The following is a 20,369-nucleotide window of genomic DNA, read 5'->3' on the forward strand; positions in this document are numbered from 1 at the left end:
CACCAGGCCCACTTTCGAGGAGAGAGGGAGCGCGATGACCGACCCCGCCGCAGTCGCCCGGCTCACCGAGGACCTGACCGCCGGGCTGAAGACCGGCGACCTGGAGGACTTCTACCGCGACCTGCACCGCCACCCCGAGCTGTCCTTCCAGGAACACCGCACCGCCGCCCGGCTCGCGGCCCGGCTGCGCGCGGCCGGGTTCACGGTGACCGAGGGCGTCGGCCGCACCGGCGTCGTCGGTGTGCTGGCCAACGGGGACGGGCCCGTGGTGTGGCTGCGCGGCGACATGGACGCGCTGCCGGTGCGGGAGGCGACCGGACTGCCGTACGCCTCGACGGTCGACGGCGTGATGCACGCCTGCGGGCACGACTGCCACGTCACCTGGCTCGCCGGGGCCGCCGAGGCGCTCGCCGCCGGGCGCGCCGCCTGGTCCGGGACGCTGGTGGCGGTCGGGCAGCCCGCCGAGGAGGCCGGCGGGGGAGCGGGCGTGATGGCCGCGGACGGGGTGCACGCGCGCTTCCCCTACCCGGACGTGGTCTTCGGCCAGCATGTCGTCCCCGGGCGCACCGGCTGCTACTCGCACACCCCCGGCCTGATCATGTCCGCGTCCGACGGGGTCGAGGTCGTGGTGCCGGGCGTGGGCGGCCACGGCTCGCGCCCCGAGTCCACCGTCGACCCCGTCGTCACCGCCGCGCACATCGTCACCCGGCTCCAGACCGTGGTCTCCCGGGAGGTCGCCGCGAAGGACTCGGCGGTGCTGACGGTGGGGCAGTTCCACGCCGGCACGAAGAGCAACATCATCCCCGCCGAGGCGCGGCTCGCGCTGAACCTGCGCAGCCAGGACGACCGGGTGCGCGAGCGGATCCTCACCGCCGTGCGGCGGATCGTCGAGGGCGAGTGCCAGGCGGCGGGCTGCCCGGTGCCGCCCGACATCACCGTGGTCCCCGGCTATCCGAACACCGTCAACGACGCCGCCCTCGACCGGGAGATCGCGGCCGTGCACCGCGAACTGTTCGGCGCCGACTCGGTGTTCGACTTCGGCCCGGAGATGGGCAGCGAGGACTTCTCCCTGCTCGCGCCCCCGGGAGTGCCGTACGACTACTGGTACGTGACGTCGACACCGCACGAGGTGTGGGAGACGGTCCCGGGGGAGACGGACGCGGAGCGGTTCGGCAACGTGCCCGACAACCACAGCCCGTTCTTCGCCCCCGACCTGTCGGTGCTGGCGCCCGGCGTACGGACGCTGGTGTCGGCGGCGCTGAGCCGCCTCACGGCTTGATGCCCACGCCTCCGTAGAGCGAGACCGGCCCGGGGCCGATGTCCGACTCGTCCTCCGCGAGCTCGGGACGCCAGTCCCGTACGGACACGATCCCGGGCTCGACGAGGTCGAGTCCCGTGAAGAAGCGGCCCACTTGGGCCCGGTCGCGGGCGACGAGGGTGACGCCCGACGCCTGGTAGGCGGCGATGCCCTCGCGCACCTGCTCCGGTTCGAAGTCGGCGGTCATGCACGACAGCACCAGACAACTGCCCGGCGCCAGCGCGTCGACCAGGGTACCGACGATGTCGTAGGCGCCGTCCTCGTCCGCGATGAAGTGCATCAGCGCGATCAGCGAGAGGGCGACCGGACGCCCGAAGTCGAGGATCTCGCCCGCCCGTTCGAGGATCTGCTGCGGGTCGCGGGCGTCGGCCTGGACGTACTCCGTCACGCCCTCCTCGGTGCCGCGCAGCAGCGCGCCGGCGTGGGCGAGGACGATCGGGTCGTTGTCGACGTAGACGACCCGGGCGTCCGGGGCGACCCGCTGCGCTATCTGGTGCAGGTTGGGCTCGGTGGGGATGCCGGTGCCGATGTCGAGGAACTGGCGGATGCCTGCGGAGGCCACGAGCCGGCGCGTGGCCCGGTGCATGAACCACCGGTTGGCCCGCGCGGCCCGTGGCGCGTCGCCGTTCAACGAGGCGATCCGGCGGCCGAGTTCCTCGTCGACCGGGTAGTTGTCCTTGCCGCCGAGATACCAGTCGTAGACCCGGGCCGGGTGCGGCCTGGTCGTGTCGATCAGCGGGGCGGCCGGCTCGGTCCCGGGCACGTGTGACTCCTCTGCTCGCTCGGCAGGACTGCGAGCAGTGTTTCACGATCATCCGCGCGGGCCGCAGTCGGTCTTCGGCCACCTCTTTCGCGTCAACGCCGGTGCCGTTCGCGGGCGTTACGGCCTGAGCGGATCGTGCCCCAGCGTCATCAGCCGGTGCCGCCGCCGGGTCTCCTCGGGCTCGGGTTCGTTCTCGACGTCCGCCTGTGCGGAGACGGCGTCCACCACCTCGTACATCACCTCGATGTCGTCGTCGGTGAGGTCCGTGCGCCGCTTCTGCAGGATCGCCAGGACATGCTGTCCGGTGGGTGTGCCTGCGTGCTCCGGCACGGGTTCCGTCTCCTCGGAGGCGTCGCTGACGCGCAGCCAGGCGGCCAGCTCCTGCGAGGTCATGTTGACGACACGGTGGAAGTCCTCCCACAGCGCGTCGAGTTCGAGGGCGTCCGTCATGGGCCGGCCTCCTTCCTCGTGCGTACGCGGTCAGTCGCGGGGCCAGTTCTCGGCCTCGAACATCCAGCGCTGCTTCTCCAGTTCGGCGGTGATGCCGATCAGCAGGTCCTGGGTGACCGGGTCGGCCTTGTCGGTGGCGTCGATGCGGTCGCGCAGCCGGCCGATCGCGGTCTCCAGCGTCTCGACCATCAGCCGCACCACCTCGTCGTCCCGCAGCCAGCCCTCCTTCGCGCCGGGCAGCGCGTAGGCGGCGGCGACCGTCTCGGGCCGGCCGTCGGGCGGCAGGCCGAGCGCGGCGGCGCGCTCCGCCACCGTGTCGGAGTACGTGCGGGCCGTCGCTACCACCTCGTCCAGCTGGAGGTGGATGGACCGGAAGCGCGGGCCCACGATGTTCCAGTGCGCCTGCTTGCCGACGAGCGAGATCCCGAGCAGATCCACGAGGGTGCTCTGCAACGCCTCTCCGGCCACCTCGCGGGCGGCGTCGGGAAGGGTGCTCTTCACCACAGTCATACGGTGCTCCTCCTTGGGGCATGGTCCGGCCGGTACGGAGCGGCGCGGCGCGTTCCCGGGCCTTCCGTGCCCACGGGAGAGAACAGCTCGGGGTCCTCTCCCACGCAGGCCGCGTGCCGCCACCACTCCATGCGGGCGCGGGTGCCCAGGGCGAACCGGTGCAAACGCCGTGACGATCAACCGTGGAACACGCCCTCCAGGAAGCGCGTGAGGTCCGCGAACACCTCCGCCCGGTTCGTCTCGTTGAACACCTCGTGCCGGGCGCCCGGATAGATCCGCTCGGTCAGCCTGCCCCCGCTGAGCTGCTCCACCCCGCCCCGGCTGCCCGACAGCGGCACCAGCCGGTCGTCGTCGCCGTGCAGCCACAGCACCGGGAGCGGGCCGACGTCCCCGCCCTTGGCCACGGTCTCCAGGGTCCGTACGAACGACTCCACCGTGGGCCGCTTCATCGGCCCGTGCCACACCAGCGGATCCGCCGCGTACGCCGTCCCGACCGCCGGGTCGCGGGAGAGCGAGGCCGTGCTGATGGGCGTGTCCGGGATCTCGTCGAGGGCGAGCAGCTGCCGGGGCAGATACCAGTCCCCGATGACCGGCCCGGACAGGACGAGCGCGGTGAGCTCGGCGCCGTACCGCTGGGCGAAGCGGGCGGCGATCAGACCGCCCATGGAGTGACCGATCAGGACCAGTGGCACCCCCGGATGGCCGGCGCGGGCCAGGTCGGCCACCGCGTGCACCTCGGTGACCACGTCCTCGAAGTCCTCGACCAGCACCCGCTCGCCCGCCGATTTCCCGTGGCCCCGGTGATCGGGCCCGAAGACGGCCGCGCCGTGCGCGACCAGAACGTCGGCGAGTTCCTCGTACCGTCCGCTGTGCTCCCCGTACCCGTGCACCACCAGGGCCAGGTAGCGGGGCGCCGGGTGCGGCCACTCCCGTACGACGATCCCGGCAAGCGTGTGCTCGCGGGCCTCGGTCATGTCTCCTCCAGCTGCGTCGATGAAGGTCCCCGGAGATCTTCCCAGGCGAGTGAGAGGCGGTCTATAGTCCAAAACTAGCAGCGCTAATTAACAGGTCAGAGCCGTCAGGAGTCCCGTCGTGCGCCCCGTCCACTTCGCGGCAGCCCGCCGCACCCCCCTCGGCAAGCTGCGCGGAGCGCTGTCCTCCGTACGCCCCGACGACCTCGCCGCGACCGTCATCCGCGGTCTCGTCGCCGACGTGCCCGCGCTCGACCCGGCGCGTGTCGACGACGTCTACTGGGGTGCCGCCAACCAGGCCGGCGAGGACAACCGCAACGTCGCCCGCATGGCCGCGCTCCTCGCCGGCCTGCCCGACTCCGTGCCGGGTGCCACGGTGAACCGGCTGTGCGCCTCCGGCCTCGAAGCCGTCACGACCGCCGCCCGGGCCATCGCCGCCGGCGAGGCCGACATCGTGCTCGCCGGCGGCTCCGAGTCGATGAGCCGCGCCCCCTTCGTGCTGCCCCGCCCCGACGAGGCCCTCCCGCACCGCATCGAGACCGTCGACACCCGCCTCGGCTGGCGCCTGGTCAACCCGGCGATGAAGGAACTCCACGGCCTCCTCTCCATGGGCGAGACCGCCGAGGAGGTCGCCACCCGCCACGGCATCTCCCGTACCCGGCAGGACGAGTTCGCCCTGCGCAGCCATCAACTCGCCGCCCGGGCCCGCAAGGACGGCCACTTCGACGACGAACTCCTGCCCGTGGAACGCCCGGACGGAGTCGTCGTCGACACCGACGAATGCATCCGCGAGGACACCTCCGTCGAGAAACTCGGGCGCCTCAAGCCGGTGTTCCGGCCGGACGGCACTGTCACCGCGGGCAACGCCTCCCCGATGAACGACGGCGCGGCGGGCCTGCTCCTGGTCAGCGAAGAGGCCCTGAACGACCTCGGGCTGGAGTCGCTCGGCCGCTACGTCGCCGGCGCCTCCGCGGGCGTGCACCCGGACGTCATGGGCATCGGCCCCGTCCCCGCCACGCGCAAGGTGCTGGCCCGTGCCGACTGGGGCATCGGGGACGTCCAGGAGGCAGAGTTCAACGAGGCGTTCGCCGCCCAGGCGCTGGCCTGCGTGGACCAGCTGGGCATCGACCCCGACCTCGTGAACCCGAGCGGCGGCGCGATCGCCCTCGGTCATCCGCTCGGCTGCTCGGGCGCCCGCATCCTGACGACCCTCCTGCACCGCATGCGCCGCACGGGAGCGGAGCGCGGGCTGGCCACGATGTGCGTCGGGGTGGGGCAGGGGAGCGCGGTCCTGGTGGAACGACACTGAACCGCGTCCGGGCAGGGCGGGTGGGCTGCCGCCGCGTAACCGCGTAGGCCCACCCACCGAGACCCTCCTTACGGCGGCCGGATAGCTGCGCATAGCATCGGTCTCCGCATGAACACGATGACACTCTGGGGCATCTCCGGCTGGGGGTTCGCCGCACTCGCCTTCGCGGCGCTGCTCGTCGGCTTCTCCAAGACCGCCGTGAGCGGCGCCAACACGGTCAGCCTCGCCGTCTTCGCCGCGGTCCTGCCCGCCCGCGCCTCCACCGGCGTGCTGCTGCCGATCCTCATCGCCGGGGACGTGCTCGCCGTCCTCACCTACCGCCGGCACGCCCACTGGCCCACCCTGTGGCGGCTGTTCCCGGCGGTCGCGGCGGGCGTGGTGTTCGGGACGCTGTTCCTGGTGTGGGCGGACGACGCGATCGTCCGGACGTCGATCGGCGCGATCCTGCTGCTGATGGCAGGCGTGACGATCTGGCGCCGCCGCACCGCCGACGCCGACGAGGACCCGGACGCGGTCACGACCAGGGCGGGCCGCGTGAAGGCCCGCTCCTACGGTGTCCTCGGTGGCTTCACCACGATGGTCGCGAACGCGGGCGGCCCGGTGATGTCGATGTACCTGCTGTCCGCGGGCTTCCGGAAGCTCGGCTTCCTGGGCACCTCCGCCTTCTTCTTCCTCATCGTCAACACGTCCAAGGTGCCCTTCAGCGTGGGGCTCGGGCTGATCGACGGGAACTCGCTGCTCCTCGACGCCGCACTCGTGGCGTTCGTCGTGCCCGGCGCGCTCATCGGCAAATGGGCCGTGAACAGGATCAACCAGCGACTCTTCGAACAACTGGTGATCGCGGCGACGATCGTCGGCGGCCTGCAACTGCTCCTGCGCTGACGCCCGGCCCCCGGCGTGCCGCGGCGGCGACTCAAGGGGTCGCGGCCGGGCTCGCCACGGAGGTCCCGCTCGGCGGAACGGGGGGAGACTCGGAACCGGCCGGACCGGACTGGAGCATCGCCACGGTCGCCGCACCCGCCAGCGCGGTCGCGATGGTCGTGGCCGCCGCCACGATCACCGTGGCAGCCGGCGCGGTGACCGCCGACAGCCTGCGCAGATCCCGCAGACCGCTCCACGGCAGGCCCGCCAGCCGGGCCAGCCTGATCTCCCAGGACAGCCCCAGGCCGTAGCAGAAGACGACGATCTCCCCGGTGCGCAGCAGCAGAACGGTGAGCGTTTCCCGCGTGGAGTACGGCGCGGTCAGAGGGATGAGGGTCAGTTCGGGCAGGAGGACCGCCGCCAGGAAGTACGTCGACTTGGCGACCGGGACATGGCCGGGAAGCCTCGGATAGAAGTACCCGTAGAACGCCGCGTAGATCACCCAGCGCAGGATGTGCATCGCGAGCATGGCGAGTTCGGAGAGAGACACGCCGGGATAGATCGATTCCCAGGACCGCAGGTCGATGACGACCACCGGGATGGCGAAGACAAGGCCCAGAAGTCCGGTCTCCATCCCGTTCTGACGCGGCGTCCGAGCGGCACTGCTGGCTATCGCGGGGTTCGTCGAACGGGAACTCCCGCCTGTGACGGGAACCGCCCGGTCCGCGAAAGCCCGCCACTTCAGTTCGAAATCCCGGGTCCCGGTCTCCTCCGTACTCAGGGAACCGGCGGCCGACCTGTGGAAACCGAACCAGGCCTGGCGATGGAGGCGATTGCGCGCCTCCGCGTGCATCAGGCGGACATACGCCCCGGTGCTCAGCCGGGAGAGGCGGTAGGCGAAATCCGCCTTGGCGTCCGGCAACAGGAACCAGAACGTGATCATTCCGAGAACGCAGGCGATCACGTCACTGGCCATGAAGGGCACGCCGGCCATCAGCGGACTGATCGACAGGCCGACGAGAAGAACGCCGCAGAGACGGATGTCGTCGTCCCGCACGGCTTCGGCATCCGCGCCCCGCCGGAAGACGAGGACGGCGCACACCGCGGCGGCGGCCAGAGCCGCGAGCTGGATCAGACCGTAGCCGACGGAAGCGGGCGTGATGTCGGCCACGGCCCTGAACAGCGCGTCGTCCCCGCTCAAGGTGAGGTACTTGCTCGCGGGAAACAGGCACAGGGCCGCCGTGAAGCCGGTCAGTACCAGCGCACCGGCCCGCCGACCGCCGGCGCCGCACACGCAGAACATCAACGCGCCGGCCCAGGGCAGCGAACAGCCCACCACCAGGGCGAAGTTCAACCCGGCCGGAAGCGGCGCGTCGAGCAGCGGCGCGAGCCAGAGACCGGCGAACAGCAGGACGCCCAGCGCCGCGTCCACCCACCGATCGCGCCCGAGCACGAAGAAGGCCAGGGACACCAGCAGGGCCGACCCGAGGCATGAGGTGGCGAGCGCCGGACCGTCCTCCGGGACGGCGTACCGGACGATCACCGCCGCCACGGCCAGCACCACGAGGGCGAAGGGCACGACCGCGCCGTACGTCGGCAAACGCGGTGACGGCGGCTCGTCCTCCCGCTCCGGCCGCTGGGCGACGGCGATGATCAGCAGGGCGGGCAGCAGCAGGCTCCACCAGGCGAAGGAGAGAGCCGTCAGAAACGCGGCCGGCGTTCCCGCACCCAGCAAGGAACTGTCCGAGACGCCGAGAACGAAGCCGGCCGTCGCACTGATCCCCGTCACCGTGCCGACGACCTCGACGGGGATGTGGGGAAGCCAGGAACCCGCCAGCAAGGGGCCGATGACCGCTGCCACGATGAACAGTGCCAGTTCGTTGCGGAGCGGGTCCTCGGGCTCCGGCTTCTGGGAAGTGGCGAGGCCGGCGCCGTCTCCGTCCGGAGCCAGGTAGAGGTCGAACCAGATGTCGGCGTCCGGTGTGCGGAATTTGATCGAGTGCGGCTCCTGGACATAGGGGTTCACCTCCGAAATGCCGGTGAAGGAATATCCCCGGGCGGTGAAGGTGAAATCCTTCGCCCCCAACGGTGGCGTGTACTTGGCGCCGCTTTCGTACGAGCACTGGATCTGGATCGAGGTGGCGTCCGTCAGATCGAGCGTGGTGGGCGGTACCGGGAAACGAGCGACGACCTGTTCCTCGCCGACGGTGATCCGGGGGGTACCGGGAAAGACCAGGCCCGAGCCGGGCGTGAAGACCGCGCAGGAAGTCGCCTGCACCCACCCTGACCACCCGGAGGTGACGGCCCCCTGCCGTAGTTCCGCGGCCAGCGGATCGTTCAGCGGCATCCTGAGGACTTCCTCACCGCTGATTTCGAGTTTCCCGTCGCTGTTCTCGTCGAAGGCCAGTGAGTAGGACGACGAACGCCGGTCCTGCCCCTCGGTGAAACCGAGCCAGTAGGCGGTGTCGTCGGGAATTTCCGCAGGCGCCGTGAAAGCCTTTCCGAAGGCGTCGACGGTCCAGTTCACCTCGGGCATGACCCGGTAACACAAGTAGGTTGCGGACAATGCCAGGAACGCTGCCCCGGCCACTCGAAACGCGCGTGAACATATCCACGAAAGCCCCGGCACTCACGCAGTGTAGCGGCGTGGTGTCGGATCCGCGACGGTGCGGAGCCCCCTGACCGGGCCCGCCCTGTCCCTTCGTACGCTCTACCCCATGTCCCCCCACGTGCTCATCCTCGGCGGCACCACCGAGGCCCGGGAACTCGCCGCCGCGCTCACCGCACTGCCCGGCGTCCGCGTCACCACCTCCCTCGCGGGCCGCGTGACCCGGCCGGGCACGGTCACCGGGGACATCCGCATCGGCGGCTTCGGCGGCGCGGACGGGCTCGCCGCGTGGCTGCGGGAGCAGCGCGTGGACGCCCTCGTCGACGCCACCCACCCCTTCGCCGAGGCGATCACCGCCAACGCCGCCCGTGCCGCCGCGGCGACCGGCGTGCCGGCGGTGGTCCTGCGCCGCCCGGGCTGGCGCCCCGGCCCGCAGGACCGCTGGTACCCGGTCGGTTCCCTGGCGGAGGCCGCCGGTCTGCTCCCCCTGCTCGGCCCCCGGGTGTTCCTCACCACGGGCCGCCTCGGCCTCGCCGCCTTCACCCACCTGACGGAGCTTCACTTCGTCGTACGGTCCGTGGAGTTGCCCGAGCCGCCCATGCCCCCGCGCACCGAAGTCCTGCTCGCACGCGGCCCGTTCACCGTCGACGACGAGACCACCCTCCTCACCACGCACTGCATCGACGTCGTGGTGACGAAGGACAGCGGGGGAGCGGCGACGGCCGCCAAACTCACGGCCGCCCGCCGACTCGCGCTGCCGGTCGTGGTCGTACGTCGTCCGGCACTGCCCGCCGACGTGACGGCCGTGCCCGATGTGCCCGCCGTCCTGGAGCGGCTCGGCCTAAGCCCGCGATGACCGAGGCCCGCATCCGGTCGATCCCGCGCAGCACCTCGGTGCGGTTCTTGGCGCTCTTGATCCAGGTGGGCAGCCGCCCGACGGCGGTCATCTTCCGGCCGTGCTCGTACCAGGGGTCCCGCTCCCGCAGGTCCGCCGCCACGAACCGGCGGATCAGGTCGAGGTGTTCGAGGTTGTACGCCCAGATCTCGCCGTGTCTGGTTTCGGACCGCAGCCAGAGCGGCGGCCGACCACAGCGGCCACTGGTCCGGCTCAGTCCGCAGGACCGGCAGACCACCCGTGCCTCGGGACGGGTGTGCCGCTCGTAGTGGGCGACCCGGTCGCAGCGCGGGCAGCGGACCAGCGCCGCGTCGGCGAAGTCGTAGGAGGTCAGGCCGGGATCGTGGAAGCGGACGGGAGGCATGCCCGGAGTGTGACGGCGGCCTGCCTCGCCCGGCACCCGGTTTTCAGTGGCTCGCGGCCAACTCCGGCTGCCGCTGCGGGAGTCCGCTGCTGAGGTCCTCCACCAGCAGCCGCTTGGAGATCGTGTCCACCGCGGCCCGCAGATCCGTGCCCGGCGGGCGGCCGATGTCCTGCTGCACCCGCTCCTCCAGCCAGCTCGCCCAGGCCTTGCTGATGACCCGGGCCTCGCGGGCGCCCGCCTCCGTGTGCGAGAACAGCGAGCCCGCGCGACTGAGATAGCCCTCGTCGACCATCCGGTCGAAGACCGGCAGCAGCACCTCGGGCGGCATGTGGCGGCGGGCGGCGATCAGCCCGAGGCCGGCGTGCCCCACCAGCCGCGTGAACAGCTCCACCTGCATCACGGCCCACGCGCCCGCGATGTCAAGGCGGGTGTCGGAGTCCGCCATGATCCGGCGCGCGGTGTTGAGGTCCGTACCGCCGATGATCTTTCCGACGGCCGCTTCCAGCACCCGCTGCGAGTCCGCCCCGGACGGCTGTCCGAACCCCTCACCCATGTCGGTCGAGGCGGCCCGGGCGCTGTCGCGCAACTGCACCTGCTTGAGGAACAGGGCGACGACGAAGCCGAGGGCCGCGACCGGCACCGTCCACAGGAAGACGGTCTGGATCGTGTCGGCGTAGGCGTCGATGATCGGGGCCGCCGCGGCCGACGGCAGTTGGTGCACGCCCTCCGGGCTGGTCGCCGCCTTGGCGATGGTCGTGGGAGCGACGCCGCTGCCCGCCCGTGCGGCCTCGGCGACGGCGTCCTTGAGGTTCGGGGCGAGGGTGTTGGCGTAGATCGTGCCGAAGACGGCGGTGCCGAACGAACTGCCCAGCGTACGGAAGAAGGTGACGCCGGAGGTCGCGGTGCCGAGGTCGGCGTACTCGACGGTGTTCTGCACGGCGATCGTCAGTACCTGCATGCACAGGCCGATGCCGGTGCCCAGCACGAACATGTACAGCGACTCCAGCCACGCCCCGGTGTCCGGCCCCATCAGCGACATCAGATACAGCCCGAGCCCCATCACCAGGGAGCCGGCGATCGGGAACAGCCGGTACTGCCCGGTCTTGCTCACCACGTTGCCGCTGACGACGGACGCGATGAGCAGGCCGATGACCATGGGCAGGGTGCGGACACCGGAGACGGTGGCCGAGTCGCCGTCGACGTACTGGAGGTAGCTCGGCAGATACGTCATCGCGCCGAGCATGGCGAATCCGACGATGAAGCTGAGGATCGAGCAGACCGTGAACACCGGGTTGGCGAACAACCGCATCGGCAGCATCGGTTCCTTCGCCCGGGTCTCCGCCCAGCAGAACAGGCCGAGCGCGATCGCGCCGCCGACGAACAGGCCGACGATGACGCCGGAGCCCCACGCGTACTCGTTGCCGCCCCAACTCGTCGCCAGGATCAGGGCGCTGGCGCCCGCCGCGACCAGGGCGATGCCGAGGTAGTCGATGACCGGCCGCGACGCCGACTTCACCACGGGGATCGTGCGGGCCGCGGCGATCACGACGACGATCGCGATCGGGACGTTGACGTAGAACGCCCAGCGCCAGGTCAGATGGTCGGTGAACAGCCCGCCCAGCAGCGGGCCGATGACGGTGGCCACCCCGAACACGGCGCCGATCGCGCCCTGGTACTTGCCGCGCTCGCGCAGCGGGATGACGTCGGCGATCAGCGCCATCGCCGTCACCATGAGTCCGCCCGCGCCGACGCCCTGCACGGCCCGCCAGGCGATCAGCAGGGTCATGTTCCCGGCGAGACCGCACAGGAACGAGCCGGTGATGAAGACGATCGCCGAGACCTGGAAGACCACCTTGCGCCCGAACAGGTCGCCGAACTTGCCCACCAGGGCGGTGGAGACGGTCTCCGCGAGCAGATAGGCGGTGACGACCCAGGACATGTGCGCGGCACCACCGAGGTCCGACACGATCGTCGGCAGTGCGGTGCCCACGATGGTCTGGTCCAGGGCCGCCAGCAGCATCCCCAGCATGATCGTCACGAAGACGACGTTCCGCTGACGCCTGTCCAGCACTGGCGGTTCGGCGGCAGGTGGCGCGGTTTCCTCGGTGATCGTCACGAGGCCACGATCACACCGGTGGCCTACGCATGCATGCGGGGCGGGTCCGCTCGGGTGCCCTACGCCTGTCGTGGGTTGCGGCGCAACAGATACGTGTCCATGATCCAGCCCTTGCGCTCCCGCGCCTCCGCCCGCAGCCGCTCGATCCGCGGCCCGGCCTCGGCGATCGGCCCGGCGGCGAGGATCTCGTCCGGGGTGCCGATGTAGGCGCCCCAGTAGATGTCGATGTCGTCGTCCGCGTACTGCCGGAAGGTCTGGTGCGCGTCCAGCATGACCACCACGTCGTCCACCCCCTCCGGGAAGCCCTCGGCGAGCCGCCGCCCGGTGGTGATCTGCACCGGGCGGGCGACCCGGTTCAGCCCCGTCCGATGCCGCGCCACGAGCGCGGAGACGCTGCTGATGCCCGGTATGACGTCGTACTCGAACGCCACCGCGCCGCGCTCCAGGATCTCCTCCAGGATGCCGAGCGTGCTGTCGTACAGCGCCGGGTCGCCCCACACCAGGAACGCGCCGGTCTCGTCCTCGCCCAGCTCCTCGGCGATCAGCCGCTCGTAGATGGCCGCACGCGCGCTGCGCCAGTCCCCGACGGCGGGGGAGTAGGCCGCGCCGCCGGCCGTCCGGTCCCGGTCGGGGTCACGCGCCTCGACGACGCGGTACGTCCCCTCCGGTATGTGCGTGTGCAGCATGTCCCGGCGCAGGTCCGTGAGATCGCTCTTCACCTCGCCCTTGTCGAGGACGAAGAACACGTCCGTGTCCCGCAGCGCCCTGACCGCCTGGAGGGTCAGCTGGTCGGGGTCGCCCGCGCCGATACCGATGACATGAATCTTTCGCACGCCCCGAGTCTGCCGTACGCCACTGACAGTGACGGCACCGCGTCCGAGGTCAGCGGCACAGCCGTGGTGCCCGTGCCCGCGCGTCCACGGATGCTGCGGCCCGCTCCACGTCCCCGGCCAGGCCCCGGGCCCACTCGGCCAGCCCCGCCAGATCCATCCCGTACGGCTGCCCGCGCCCGGCCTGCGACGCCCACTCCTCCACGGCCCCCGCCCCGCGCCGCAGCAGCCGCGCCCCGCCCGTGACATTGCCCCGCGCCGCATGCGTGAGCCCCACCGCGAGCTGGGCAAGGCCCCGCCACAGCGCACGCTCCTCCTCGGGCCCCGATTTCCAGGCGTCCTCCAAGACCTCGTGCGCATGGAACGGCTTCCCGGCGTCCAGCAGCGCCTGCGCCTCCGCGACGGTCTGCTCCGGGGTGCGGACGACGCCCTCGGGCTGCCGCTCCACCCCGTCCGCCCCGTACGGCAGTGGCCGCCCGAGCCCGTCACGCGGCCGGGCATTGCGCGCCCGCCCTTCGATGTCCCGGTCTCGGGTGCCGGCCGGACGCTCTGAGGATGTGCTGCCCATACGTCGATTGTCCCGCGCTCCACCGACTCTCTTCGAGGCGGCCCCCGACGTGGGGTAAAGTACTGTTCGCGTGATCACGCGGTTTGTCGCACGCAACGCACCGGGACGTGGCGCAGCTTGGTAGCGCACTTGACTGGGGGTCAAGGGGTCGCAGGTTCAAATCCTGTCGTCCCGACGGTGTACATCAGCGGGTCTGCCTCTCCAGGCAGACCCGCTGATCGCGTCATATCGCCTCGACCTGCTCTCCCGCAGGCTCTGCTTGATCGTGCCGAGCGGCGCACGGTCCGTGCTCGCGGCCCGGCCGGTCAGCGCCACCGCCTCGTCCCCCAGCGCCGTACCGGGCGCACCGCGGCGCCAGACCGGCCTCCTGCCCGCCGAGCGGCTGGGAGAGCAGCAGCATCGCCACACCGGAGTTGAGGCCGACGACGGGGATGCCGACGCCGGAGACATCGCGAACATCGAGAAGCCGAGCGCGGCCGAGGCGAGGTTGGTGAACAGCACCTGCGGGCGGGTGGTCGTGCGCAGACCACCGAGCCGGATACCAGCAGCACGATGCTGACCAGCAGTATCCGGCGCTTGTCGAACATGGTGCCGAGCCCGTGGGCGAGCCGGACGTCCCCGTTCGCCCGGACCTGGATCAGCCCCGAGGCATGGCGCGCGGCGCGGCGGGCTCGGTTGGACGCGGTGCACTGGGCGGGATGTTCCCCTTTTTCGCAGGTAGGGAGCATCGCGTGGGCGGCTTGACGGTCTGAACATATCGGCGCAATATCGACATATACAGCGTAAGTATACGAGCTACGTTGTGGAGGGCTCGGAGGGCTGAGATGTCCCTGTTGGCAAGCCACAAGACTGTGCCCCGGGCCGGGCGGACGCATCGCTCGCACGGTTCCGGAAACGTGATCCTGGCCGTCTTGATGGGCGATGCGGTTGCCGCGGGGATCGTCTCCGTCGCTCTGGGGCCGCTCGGTGGCGAGTGGGCGGTTGCAGCAGCCCTGCCCGGCGTCTGGCTCCTGTGTCTCGGCACATGCGGTGCGTACGAGCCGTACCGCGTGCGCACCGGCACCGAGGAGTTCGGCCGGGTGTGGCGGGCCCTAGGGGCGGCCTTTGTGGGGGCCGTCGCGGTGTGGTGGGTCGTCCAGGGCGACGAGATGCTGCGCGATGCGGCGGTGGCGCTGCCGGTCACCGCCGCGCTGACACTCGCCGTGCGCTCGGGGGAGCGGCACTGGACACCCGTCGGGAGGGACCCTCAGTGGGTTCTCGTGGTGGGGGCCGCCCGGCGGGCCGTCGAGCTCATCATGGTGCTGCGTCGAAGCAACGCGACCGGTCTTCGGGTCGTCGGCGTCTGCTTGACGGACCCCACCCCTCCTGACGTGACGGGGTTCGGCGTCCAGGTCTACGGAGGCATGGACGGGCTGATGGACACAGTGCGGCGGACTCGCTGTGACGCGGTCGTCGTCGTACCGAACCCCGAGATCGGTGCCGGGGAAGTGCGGGAGCTGTCCTGGCAGTTGCACCGGGAGGGGGTCGCCCTGGTCCTTGCACCGGTGCTCGCCGACGTGGTGCCCTCGCGCCTGGCGGTCTGGCCGGTCGCCGGAGTACCGCTGTTGCACGTGCGCGGACCCACGCTCTCCAGAGTCCGTCGGATCCCCAAGGAACTGACCGACCGGTTGCTCGCCGCGCTCCTGCTCGTCCTGCTGTCCCCGTTGATGCTGGCCATCGCGCTGACGATCCGGATCGACAGTTCCGGCCCCGCGCTCTTCTGCCACCGTCGGATCGGTCTCGGCGGCCGTCCGTTCACCCTGCTGAAGTTCCGCACGATGTACCAGGACGCGGAGCGGCGGAAGGCCGAACTCGTCAGCCTCAACCAGTACGGCGACGGCCCGTTCTTCAAAATGACCGACGACCCGCGAGTCACCAGGGTGGGCCTGGTCCTGCGGCGCTGCTCGCTGGACGAACTGCCGCAGCTGTTCAATGTCGTCGCGGGCCGGATGTCTCTGGTGGGCCCACGGCCGCTGCTGGCCGAGGAGATCGTGGCCCTCGGCGTCGAAGGCCGCCGTCGGCTGCTGGTCAAGCCCGGACTGAGCGGGCTGTGGCAGGTGAGCGGCAGGTCCCGGCTCTCCGCCGAGGACCGGGCTCGTCTCGACATGAGCTATGTCGAGAACTGGACGCCCGCACTCGACGTCAAGATCCTGCTGCGGACGCCGCCCGCAGTCGTGCGTGGATCCGGTGCTTACTGATGCCGTCCGCGACCGGTGCCCCCGACTTCTCCCGTGGAGGACGCACGGTCCTGCACATCGCGCAGTCCAGTGAGGGCGGGGTGGCGAGTTTCGTCGCCGCGCTGTCCGTCGGGCAGAGGGCGAGGGGCGATCGCGTGATCGTCGCCTGCCGGCCCTTCAGCCGGCTGTCACGGGCGGCCGTGGAGAACGGAGCCGAGACGATCGCGTGGGAGGCGTCCGCGGCACCCGGCCCCACCGTCGCCCGGGAGGTGGCCGCCGTGCACCGCATCGTCATCTCGATCGGCCCGGACCTGGTGCACCTTCACAGCTCCAAGGCGGGTCTCGCCGGACGGCTCGCGCTGCGCGGATCGCTTCCCACCGTCTTCCAGCCGCACGCATGGTCCTTCGACGCGGTCTCGGGAGCCCTGCGCTGGGCCTCGGTGGAGTGGGAGCGGCTCGGGAGCAGGTGGGCGCACCAGCTGGTCTGTGTGAGCGAGGGCGAACGGGCTGAGGGGCGGGCCGCCGGAGTCACGGCCCGCTACACGGTCGTACCGAACGGAGTCGATCTCGATCACTTCGCCGCAGCCGAGACCTCCGCGCAGACCCGGGCCCGGGCCCGGCTCGGGGTACCCCCATACGCGCCGGTGGCCGTGTGCGTGGGCCGCCTCTGCCGCCAGAAGGCGCAGGACGTGCTGCTGGAAGCGTGGCCGAGGATCACGGAGAGGGTGCCCGAGGCCCAGCTGGTTCTGGTGGGGGACGGGCCCGATCACACGGCCCTCGCGGCGCGGGCACCTGCGACCGTCCGGTTCACCGGAGACGTCGACGACCCGCTCGACTGGTATCGCGCCGCTGACCTGCTGGTGCTGCCTTCACGCTGGGAGGGAATGGCCCTCGCCCCCCTCGAAGCCATGGCGTGCTCCTGCCCCGTCGTCGTCACCGATGTGCCGGGAGCGGCGGAATCCCTGCCCGCACAGCAGCGGTCGGACGCCCTGGTGCCCCCGGAGAACCCAGGAGCGCTCGCTGCGTCCGTGGCCGGTCTCCTGGCGGATCGGGCCCGCTGCCGTCGCCGCGGCGAGCAGGCCCATGACCATGTCTGCCGCCACCACAGCGTGCACCAGGTCGTCGAGCGCATGAGTGACGTGTACGACAGGGCCTGTGCCACATGGGCCGTGCAGAAGGGTGGTTGAGTGCCATGGAGCGGCGCAACGACCACCCCCGGCGCGTCCTCGTCATAGGCGAACTGGACGGTTACGCCAACAGCCTGAAGCCGGTCGCGATCGAGCACTTCCTGCGCGAACGGGGGCACGAGGTCCGGCTCGTCGACACCTACTCACTGAGCCGGGCGTCCAGCGCGGCAGGTTCCCTCGGGCGCAGACTCCCCGCCGCGCGCCCCAGGAAGATGGCCCTCTACGCGGTCGAGGCGGCGACGAAGTCGCTGACCGGGCGGTGGGGGTTCGGGCGGCGGCGGCTTTCGTACCACCTGCTGCTGGCCAATCACCGGATGCGGCGCGGCATCCTCAAGTCGTCCCTGCCCCTCGACGACTTCGACCTCGTCATCTGTGAAACGCCCCATGACGCCGACGTGTTGACCGCTGACACCGCCGCCGAGACGCTCTACGACTGCCCCACTCCGTGGGCGGACGAACTCTTCTACGAGGAGCGGCTCACCGAGCGTCAGCACGCGAAGCTGAGGCGGCGGGAGAAAACGCTCTTCGAGGGCGTCGACCATCTCACCTTCCACTGGGAGTCGTACGCCCGCTACGCCCGAGAGCGCTACGGACTCACCGGCGACAACGTGATGGTCATGAACTTCGGTTGCACTCTCGCGGCCGAGCGGGCTCGATTCCGCAGGCCACCGCGTGTGGTGTATCTCGGCTCCCTGGGATCCCGGTTCATCGACCTGCCTCTTCTCGCCCGGCTGGCCCGCGCATACCCGTACATCGATGTCTACGGCGGACCGGCGCCGGATCCGCGACTGGGCCTGAACTACCTCGGCCACACCTCGCCGGACATCCTGAGCGGGTACCAGCTGGGGCTGATCACCTGCACCGACGACCCACTGCGCCGGGCGGGATTCTCCGCGAAGCACCTGGAATACCTCGCCGCCGGACTTCCCGTTCTGGTGCCCGCGTGGCGGCGTCATCTGGAAAACCTGCGCGGATCCGTCGTCTACACCGAGCGGACCTTCGGCTCGGTGATCGGCAGCCTGACCGACGAGCGGCGGTGGCGAGAACTCAGCGACGAAGCGTATGCCCAAGCGAGGCAACTCACCTGGGACATCGTCCTTCGCCCGCTGGAAGACCTCCTCGAAGACATCCCGGTCCACCGACAAGCGTGGTGAAGGAGCGACATGGACCTCAGAGCGTATTTCCGGATGTTCCTCAGGCACTGGGTCGCCATCGTGCTGCTCGCCGCTCTCGGTGCGGCGGGAGGTGCCGCCGTCGCCTGGCTGAAGGATCCGTCGTACGCCGCCAAGACCGAGATGATCGTGACGGTCGGCAACCCGGGATCCGATCTCGCCCAGGCATACCAGGGCGCGCTGTTCGCCGAGGAGCGTGCCCAGTCCTACTCGACCCTGATCACCAGTGAGCAGGTACTCGAAGCGCTCATAGACGAGTTGGGACTGCCCTACTCGGTCGACACCCTCCGGTCCCGGATCACCGCGTCCAACCCGGCGAGCACAGCGATCATCAAGGTCACCGTCGAGGACAGGTCGGCACAGCGGGCGACTGAGATCGCCGAGTCCATCGGGCCCGTGTTCGCCGATGTCGTGGTCGCGACCGACGACACCGACAACGCGACGGGCGCCGCTGGCGGCCACCCCGACGTCGGGGTGGAGGCGCTCCAGCCCGAGCGGGCACCGGCCCAACTGGTGCCGCAGCACAGGGCCCTGGATGTCGTACTGGGACTGGTCGTCGGGCTCGTCCTGGGCATCGGATGGGCGGTGATCCGTGAGATCACCGACCGGCGGGTGCACGATGCCGAGGACGTGGCCAGAGCCTCGGACATCCCGGTGCTCGGTGTCGTTCCCGGCGCCGGAGAACGCCGGAGGAAGGCTGCGCCGCAGGACGCACGCCGCTCGCTGCCGGTGGTCGAGGACTACAGGCTGGCGGCCGTCAGCCTTCGGTCGGCCGGCGCCGGCGGCGTCTACGCGGTGACGGCACCGAGGGACGGCGGGGAGGTGGCCACTACCGCTGTGGGCATCGCGATCGCCGTTGCGCAGGGCGGGGACTCCGTCATCCTGGTCGACACCGATCTCCACTCGACGCGCCTCGCCAAGGCGTTGGGCCTTCCTGGAGCGGCCGGTCTCAAAGACGCGCTGAACGGCCGGGTCGCGCTCGACCGCGCCCTCCGCCAGTGGCGCGAGGGCCTGCCGCTGCGCGTACTCGCCGACAGCAGGCCGGACGACGGGACCCGTGACACGGTGGTGCTTCAGGAACGGGCACTCGACGCGCTGTGCGAGGAGCTCGGACATCGTGCGGACGTCGTGGTCCTCGCCGCACCTCCCGTGCTGACGCGGGCCGATGCCGCCGTCGTCGCGCGCGTGGCCGGGCAGGCGTTGATCGTGATCAGGGCGAAGGTGACCCGCGGCGACGAACTCGACGCGTCCGTACTGAGCTTGCGGGCGCACGGCGTGACCGTGGTGGGCGCCGTCCTCAGCGATCCCGCCCGCCGAACCACCCCGAACTGGTCCGCCCACCGGGAGCAGACGCCGACCGACGCCCATGAGGGCCGGCGCAGCGCATCGCCGGTCACGTCCCTCGGGGCAGACCGTTCACCCGCTGAACCACGGGATGGAAGACACGGTGACCATCTGGCTTCGCCAACTCGGCGGTGATGGTGGCCGGTTCGATGGGCGGCCCGCCGAGGTTGAAGAACCGGTCGAGGCCCGGGTCGTTCCGGCGCCAGAACCCGGTGTCCGTCACCGGGTGGCCCAGCAACTGCGCGAACAGCGGCATCCGCAGTTCCTCGATGCACAGGTCCGGGGGATCGGCGGCGGCGTAATCCTCAAGGAAGGCCCTCGGGAAACATACGCCCCCGCCGATGCAGGCGTGCGGGACGCCGTCGTAGCCGTAGCGGTCGCGGGCATGAGCGAGCAACTCGCTCCACTGGCGTGCCTCTTCCGGTTCGCTGATCCAGCGCCAGTCGGCATCGACCTCGGAGAGCGGAACATGGGCGGTCAGTCCCAGCGACTGGGGCGGCACATGCGCATAGGCGCGGTCGAGCCGCTCGGTGAGCAACAGATCCCACTGGACGACGTGGGCGACGTCGAAGGTCTCGTGCCGACCCACCTCGCGGAACCAGTCCAGAACGACCAGATCGCAGTTCTTCCAATTGAAGTAACCGGAATGGCGGGACGTGTACAGACTGTCAAGCCCCACGAGTCTTTCACTCGTCAGCCGAAGCACCCTTTGACGGGGCCCGGCAGGCGTGCCGAGAATTCCGTGGATGGCGATTCCTGGGTTGAGTCGGCGGAGCATGTCCACGTTGGCTCTGCAAACCAGCGGACTGTGATGGAACTGGAAAACGACCACCCGCTCGATTGCCATGGAACCAGGCTAGCCCGAAGCGACAAGGGGCGCGACACGC

Annotated in this window: 18 protein-coding genes, 1 tRNA gene and 1 pseudogene; 10 read left to right on the top strand and 10 right to left on the bottom strand. The window is 70.7% G+C overall.

The window, feature by feature from the left end:
- Positions 1 to 34: 34 nt before the first annotated feature.
- The gene (locus EJC51_RS39790) at positions 35 to 1,279 is read left to right on the top strand and encodes an amidohydrolase (RefSeq protein ID WP_126275515.1); all 1,245 of its coding nucleotides are present in this window, start codon (positions 35 to 37) and stop codon (positions 1,277 to 1,279) included.
- Here the strand turns inward: EJC51_RS39790 and EJC51_RS39795 are convergent.
- The 4 genes from EJC51_RS39795 to EJC51_RS39815 form a co-directional block, all read right to left on the bottom strand.
- Positions 1,269 to 2,081, bottom strand: coding sequence for an SAM-dependent methyltransferase (locus tag EJC51_RS39795; RefSeq protein WP_126275516.1), 813 nt, complete (start codon positions 2,079 to 2,081; stop codon positions 1,269 to 1,271). The genes EJC51_RS39790 and EJC51_RS39795 overlap by 11 nt on opposite strands.
- 117 nt (positions 2,082 to 2,198) lie before the next feature.
- Positions 2,199 to 2,531, bottom strand: a complete 333-nt coding sequence (locus tag EJC51_RS39800) for a DUF3140 domain-containing protein (protein WP_126275517.1) — start codon at positions 2,529 to 2,531, stop codon at positions 2,199 to 2,201.
- A 30-nt stretch (positions 2,532 to 2,561) separates the two neighbouring features.
- Positions 2,562 to 3,041 carry a Dps family protein gene (locus EJC51_RS39805; RefSeq protein ID WP_126275518.1) on the bottom strand — a complete coding sequence of 160 codons (480 nt, stop codon included), beginning with the start codon at positions 3,039 to 3,041 and terminating at the stop codon, positions 2,562 to 2,564.
- Between the two features lie 176 nt (positions 3,042 to 3,217).
- Positions 3,218 to 4,015: an alpha/beta hydrolase gene (locus EJC51_RS39815; protein ID WP_126275519.1), complete on the bottom strand. Its 798-nt coding sequence runs from the start codon at positions 4,013 to 4,015 to the stop codon at positions 3,218 to 3,220.
- Between the two features lie 118 nt (positions 4,016 to 4,133).
- On the opposite strand from EJC51_RS39815, the gene EJC51_RS39820 reads away from it, so the two are divergent.
- Both EJC51_RS39820 and EJC51_RS39825 read left to right on the top strand, forming a co-directional pair.
- Positions 4,134 to 5,321 (top strand): thiolase family protein, encoded by a 1,188-nt coding sequence (locus tag EJC51_RS39820; protein ID WP_126275520.1) that lies wholly within the window; start codon positions 4,134 to 4,136, stop codon positions 5,319 to 5,321.
- A 108-nt stretch (positions 5,322 to 5,429) separates the two neighbouring features.
- Entirely contained in the window at positions 5,430 to 6,203 is a 774-nt protein-coding gene (locus EJC51_RS39825; RefSeq protein ID WP_126275521.1) for a sulfite exporter TauE/SafE family protein, read from the top strand.
- 31 nt (positions 6,204 to 6,234) lie between these two features.
- Here EJC51_RS39825 and EJC51_RS39830 read toward each other — a convergent pair whose 3' ends face one another.
- A complete protein-coding gene (locus EJC51_RS39830; RefSeq protein ID WP_126275522.1) occupies positions 6,235 to 8,718 on the bottom strand; it encodes a hypothetical protein in 2,484 nt (827 codons plus the stop codon).
- Positions 8,719 to 8,899: 181 nt separating this feature from the next.
- Between EJC51_RS39830 and EJC51_RS39835 the strand changes: the two genes are divergently transcribed.
- Positions 8,900 to 9,646: a cobalt-precorrin-6A reductase gene (locus EJC51_RS39835; protein ID WP_126275523.1), complete on the top strand. Its 747-nt coding sequence runs from the start codon at positions 8,900 to 8,902 to the stop codon at positions 9,644 to 9,646.
- On the opposite strand, the pseudogene EJC51_RS39840 reads toward EJC51_RS39835, so the two are convergent.
- The 4 genes and pseudogenes from EJC51_RS39840 to EJC51_RS39855 all read right to left on the bottom strand — a co-directional run.
- Positions 9,642 to 10,049: pseudogene (locus tag EJC51_RS39840) on the bottom strand (hypothetical protein); the annotation flags it as partial. The gene EJC51_RS39835 and the pseudogene EJC51_RS39840 overlap by 5 nt on opposite strands.
- 43 nt (positions 10,050 to 10,092) lie before the next feature.
- Positions 10,093 to 12,165 carry an MDR family MFS transporter gene (locus EJC51_RS39845; protein WP_126275524.1) on the bottom strand — a complete coding sequence of 691 codons (2,073 nt, stop codon included), beginning with the start codon at positions 12,163 to 12,165 and terminating at the stop codon, positions 10,093 to 10,095.
- Positions 12,166 to 12,224: 59 nt separating this feature from the next.
- Positions 12,225 to 12,998: a precorrin-6A synthase (deacetylating) gene (cobF, locus tag EJC51_RS39850; RefSeq protein WP_126275525.1), complete on the bottom strand. Its 774-nt coding sequence runs from the start codon at positions 12,996 to 12,998 to the stop codon at positions 12,225 to 12,227.
- Between the two features lie 49 nt (positions 12,999 to 13,047).
- Complete coding sequence (locus EJC51_RS39855) at positions 13,048 to 13,563, bottom strand: DUF309 domain-containing protein (protein WP_126275526.1); 516 nt, start codon at positions 13,561 to 13,563, stop codon at positions 13,048 to 13,050.
- 101 nt (positions 13,564 to 13,664) lie between these two features.
- Here EJC51_RS39855 and EJC51_RS39860 point away from each other — a divergent pair.
- The 6 genes from EJC51_RS39860 to EJC51_RS39885 all read left to right on the top strand — a co-directional run bounded on the left by EJC51_RS39860 (position 13,665) and on the right by EJC51_RS39885 (position 19,617).
- Positions 13,665 to 13,738 (top strand) — tRNA-Pro (locus tag EJC51_RS39860).
- Between the two features lie 90 nt (positions 13,739 to 13,828).
- Positions 13,829 to 14,122: a hypothetical protein gene (locus tag EJC51_RS47990; RefSeq protein ID WP_166682780.1), complete on the top strand. Its 294-nt coding sequence runs from the start codon at positions 13,829 to 13,831 to the stop codon at positions 14,120 to 14,122.
- Positions 14,123 to 14,477: 355 nt separating this feature from the next.
- Complete coding sequence (locus tag EJC51_RS39870) at positions 14,478 to 15,800, top strand: sugar transferase (RefSeq protein ID WP_166682949.1); 1,323 nt, start codon at positions 14,478 to 14,480, stop codon at positions 15,798 to 15,800.
- A complete protein-coding gene (locus EJC51_RS39875) occupies positions 15,800 to 16,966 on the top strand; it encodes a glycosyltransferase (RefSeq protein WP_126275529.1) in 1,167 nt (388 codons plus the stop codon). Before EJC51_RS39870 ends, EJC51_RS39875 begins: the two co-directional genes overlap by 1 nt.
- Before the next feature lie 5 nt (positions 16,967 to 16,971).
- Positions 16,972 to 18,120, top strand: coding sequence for a glycosyltransferase (locus EJC51_RS39880; RefSeq protein ID WP_126275530.1), 1,149 nt, complete (start codon positions 16,972 to 16,974; stop codon positions 18,118 to 18,120).
- Between the two features lie 9 nt (positions 18,121 to 18,129).
- Complete coding sequence (locus tag EJC51_RS39885; RefSeq protein WP_126275531.1) at positions 18,130 to 19,617, top strand: Wzz/FepE/Etk N-terminal domain-containing protein; 1,488 nt, start codon at positions 18,130 to 18,132, stop codon at positions 19,615 to 19,617.
- On the opposite strand, the gene EJC51_RS39890 is transcribed toward EJC51_RS39885, so the two are convergent.
- Positions 19,532 to 20,329 (bottom strand): hypothetical protein, encoded by a 798-nt coding sequence (locus tag EJC51_RS39890; protein WP_126275532.1) that lies wholly within the window; start codon positions 20,327 to 20,329, stop codon positions 19,532 to 19,534. The genes EJC51_RS39885 and EJC51_RS39890 overlap by 86 nt on opposite strands.
- Between the last annotated feature and the right edge of the window lie 40 nt (positions 20,330 to 20,369).

Source organism: Streptomyces aquilus, assembly GCF_003955715.1.
Classification (GTDB): Bacteria; Actinomycetota; Actinomycetes; order Streptomycetales; family Streptomycetaceae; genus Streptomyces; species Streptomyces aquilus.

Excerpts from the sequence above, each read along its gene's own strand:
- EJC51_RS39875 (WP_126275529.1), top strand. The coding sequence starts at position 15,800 with ATGCCGTCCGCGACCGGTGCCCCCGACTTCTCCCGTGGAGGACGCACG.
- EJC51_RS39885 (WP_126275531.1), top strand. The coding sequence starts at position 18,130 with ATGGACCTCAGAGCGTATTTCCGGATGTTCCTCAGGCACTGGGTCGCC.
- EJC51_RS39855 (WP_126275526.1), bottom strand. The coding sequence starts at position 13,563 with ATGGGCAGCACATCCTCAGAGCGTCCGGCCGGCACCCGAGACCGGGAC.
- EJC51_RS39880 (WP_126275530.1), top strand. The coding sequence starts at position 16,972 with ATGGAGCGGCGCAACGACCACCCCCGGCGCGTCCTCGTCATAGGCGAA.
- EJC51_RS39825 (WP_126275521.1), top strand. The coding sequence starts at position 5,430 with ATGAACACGATGACACTCTGGGGCATCTCCGGCTGGGGGTTCGCCGCA.
- EJC51_RS39835 (WP_126275523.1), top strand. The coding sequence starts at position 8,900 with ATGTCCCCCCACGTGCTCATCCTCGGCGGCACCACCGAGGCCCGGGAA.
- EJC51_RS39890 (WP_126275532.1), bottom strand. The coding sequence starts at position 20,329 with ATGGCAATCGAGCGGGTGGTCGTTTTCCAGTTCCATCACAGTCCGCTG.
- EJC51_RS39830 (WP_126275522.1), bottom strand. The coding sequence starts at position 8,718 with ATGCCCGAGGTGAACTGGACCGTCGACGCCTTCGGAAAGGCTTTCACG.
- EJC51_RS39800 (WP_126275517.1), bottom strand. The coding sequence starts at position 2,531 with ATGACGGACGCCCTCGAACTCGACGCGCTGTGGGAGGACTTCCACCGT.
- EJC51_RS39805 (WP_126275518.1), bottom strand. The coding sequence starts at position 3,041 with ATGACTGTGGTGAAGAGCACCCTTCCCGACGCCGCCCGCGAGGTGGCC.
- EJC51_RS39790 (WP_126275515.1), top strand. The coding sequence starts at position 35 with ATGACCGACCCCGCCGCAGTCGCCCGGCTCACCGAGGACCTGACCGCC.
- EJC51_RS39870 (WP_166682949.1), top strand. The coding sequence starts at position 14,478 with ATGGGCGATGCGGTTGCCGCGGGGATCGTCTCCGTCGCTCTGGGGCCG.
- EJC51_RS39815 (WP_126275519.1), bottom strand. The coding sequence starts at position 4,015 with ATGACCGAGGCCCGCGAGCACACGCTTGCCGGGATCGTCGTACGGGAG.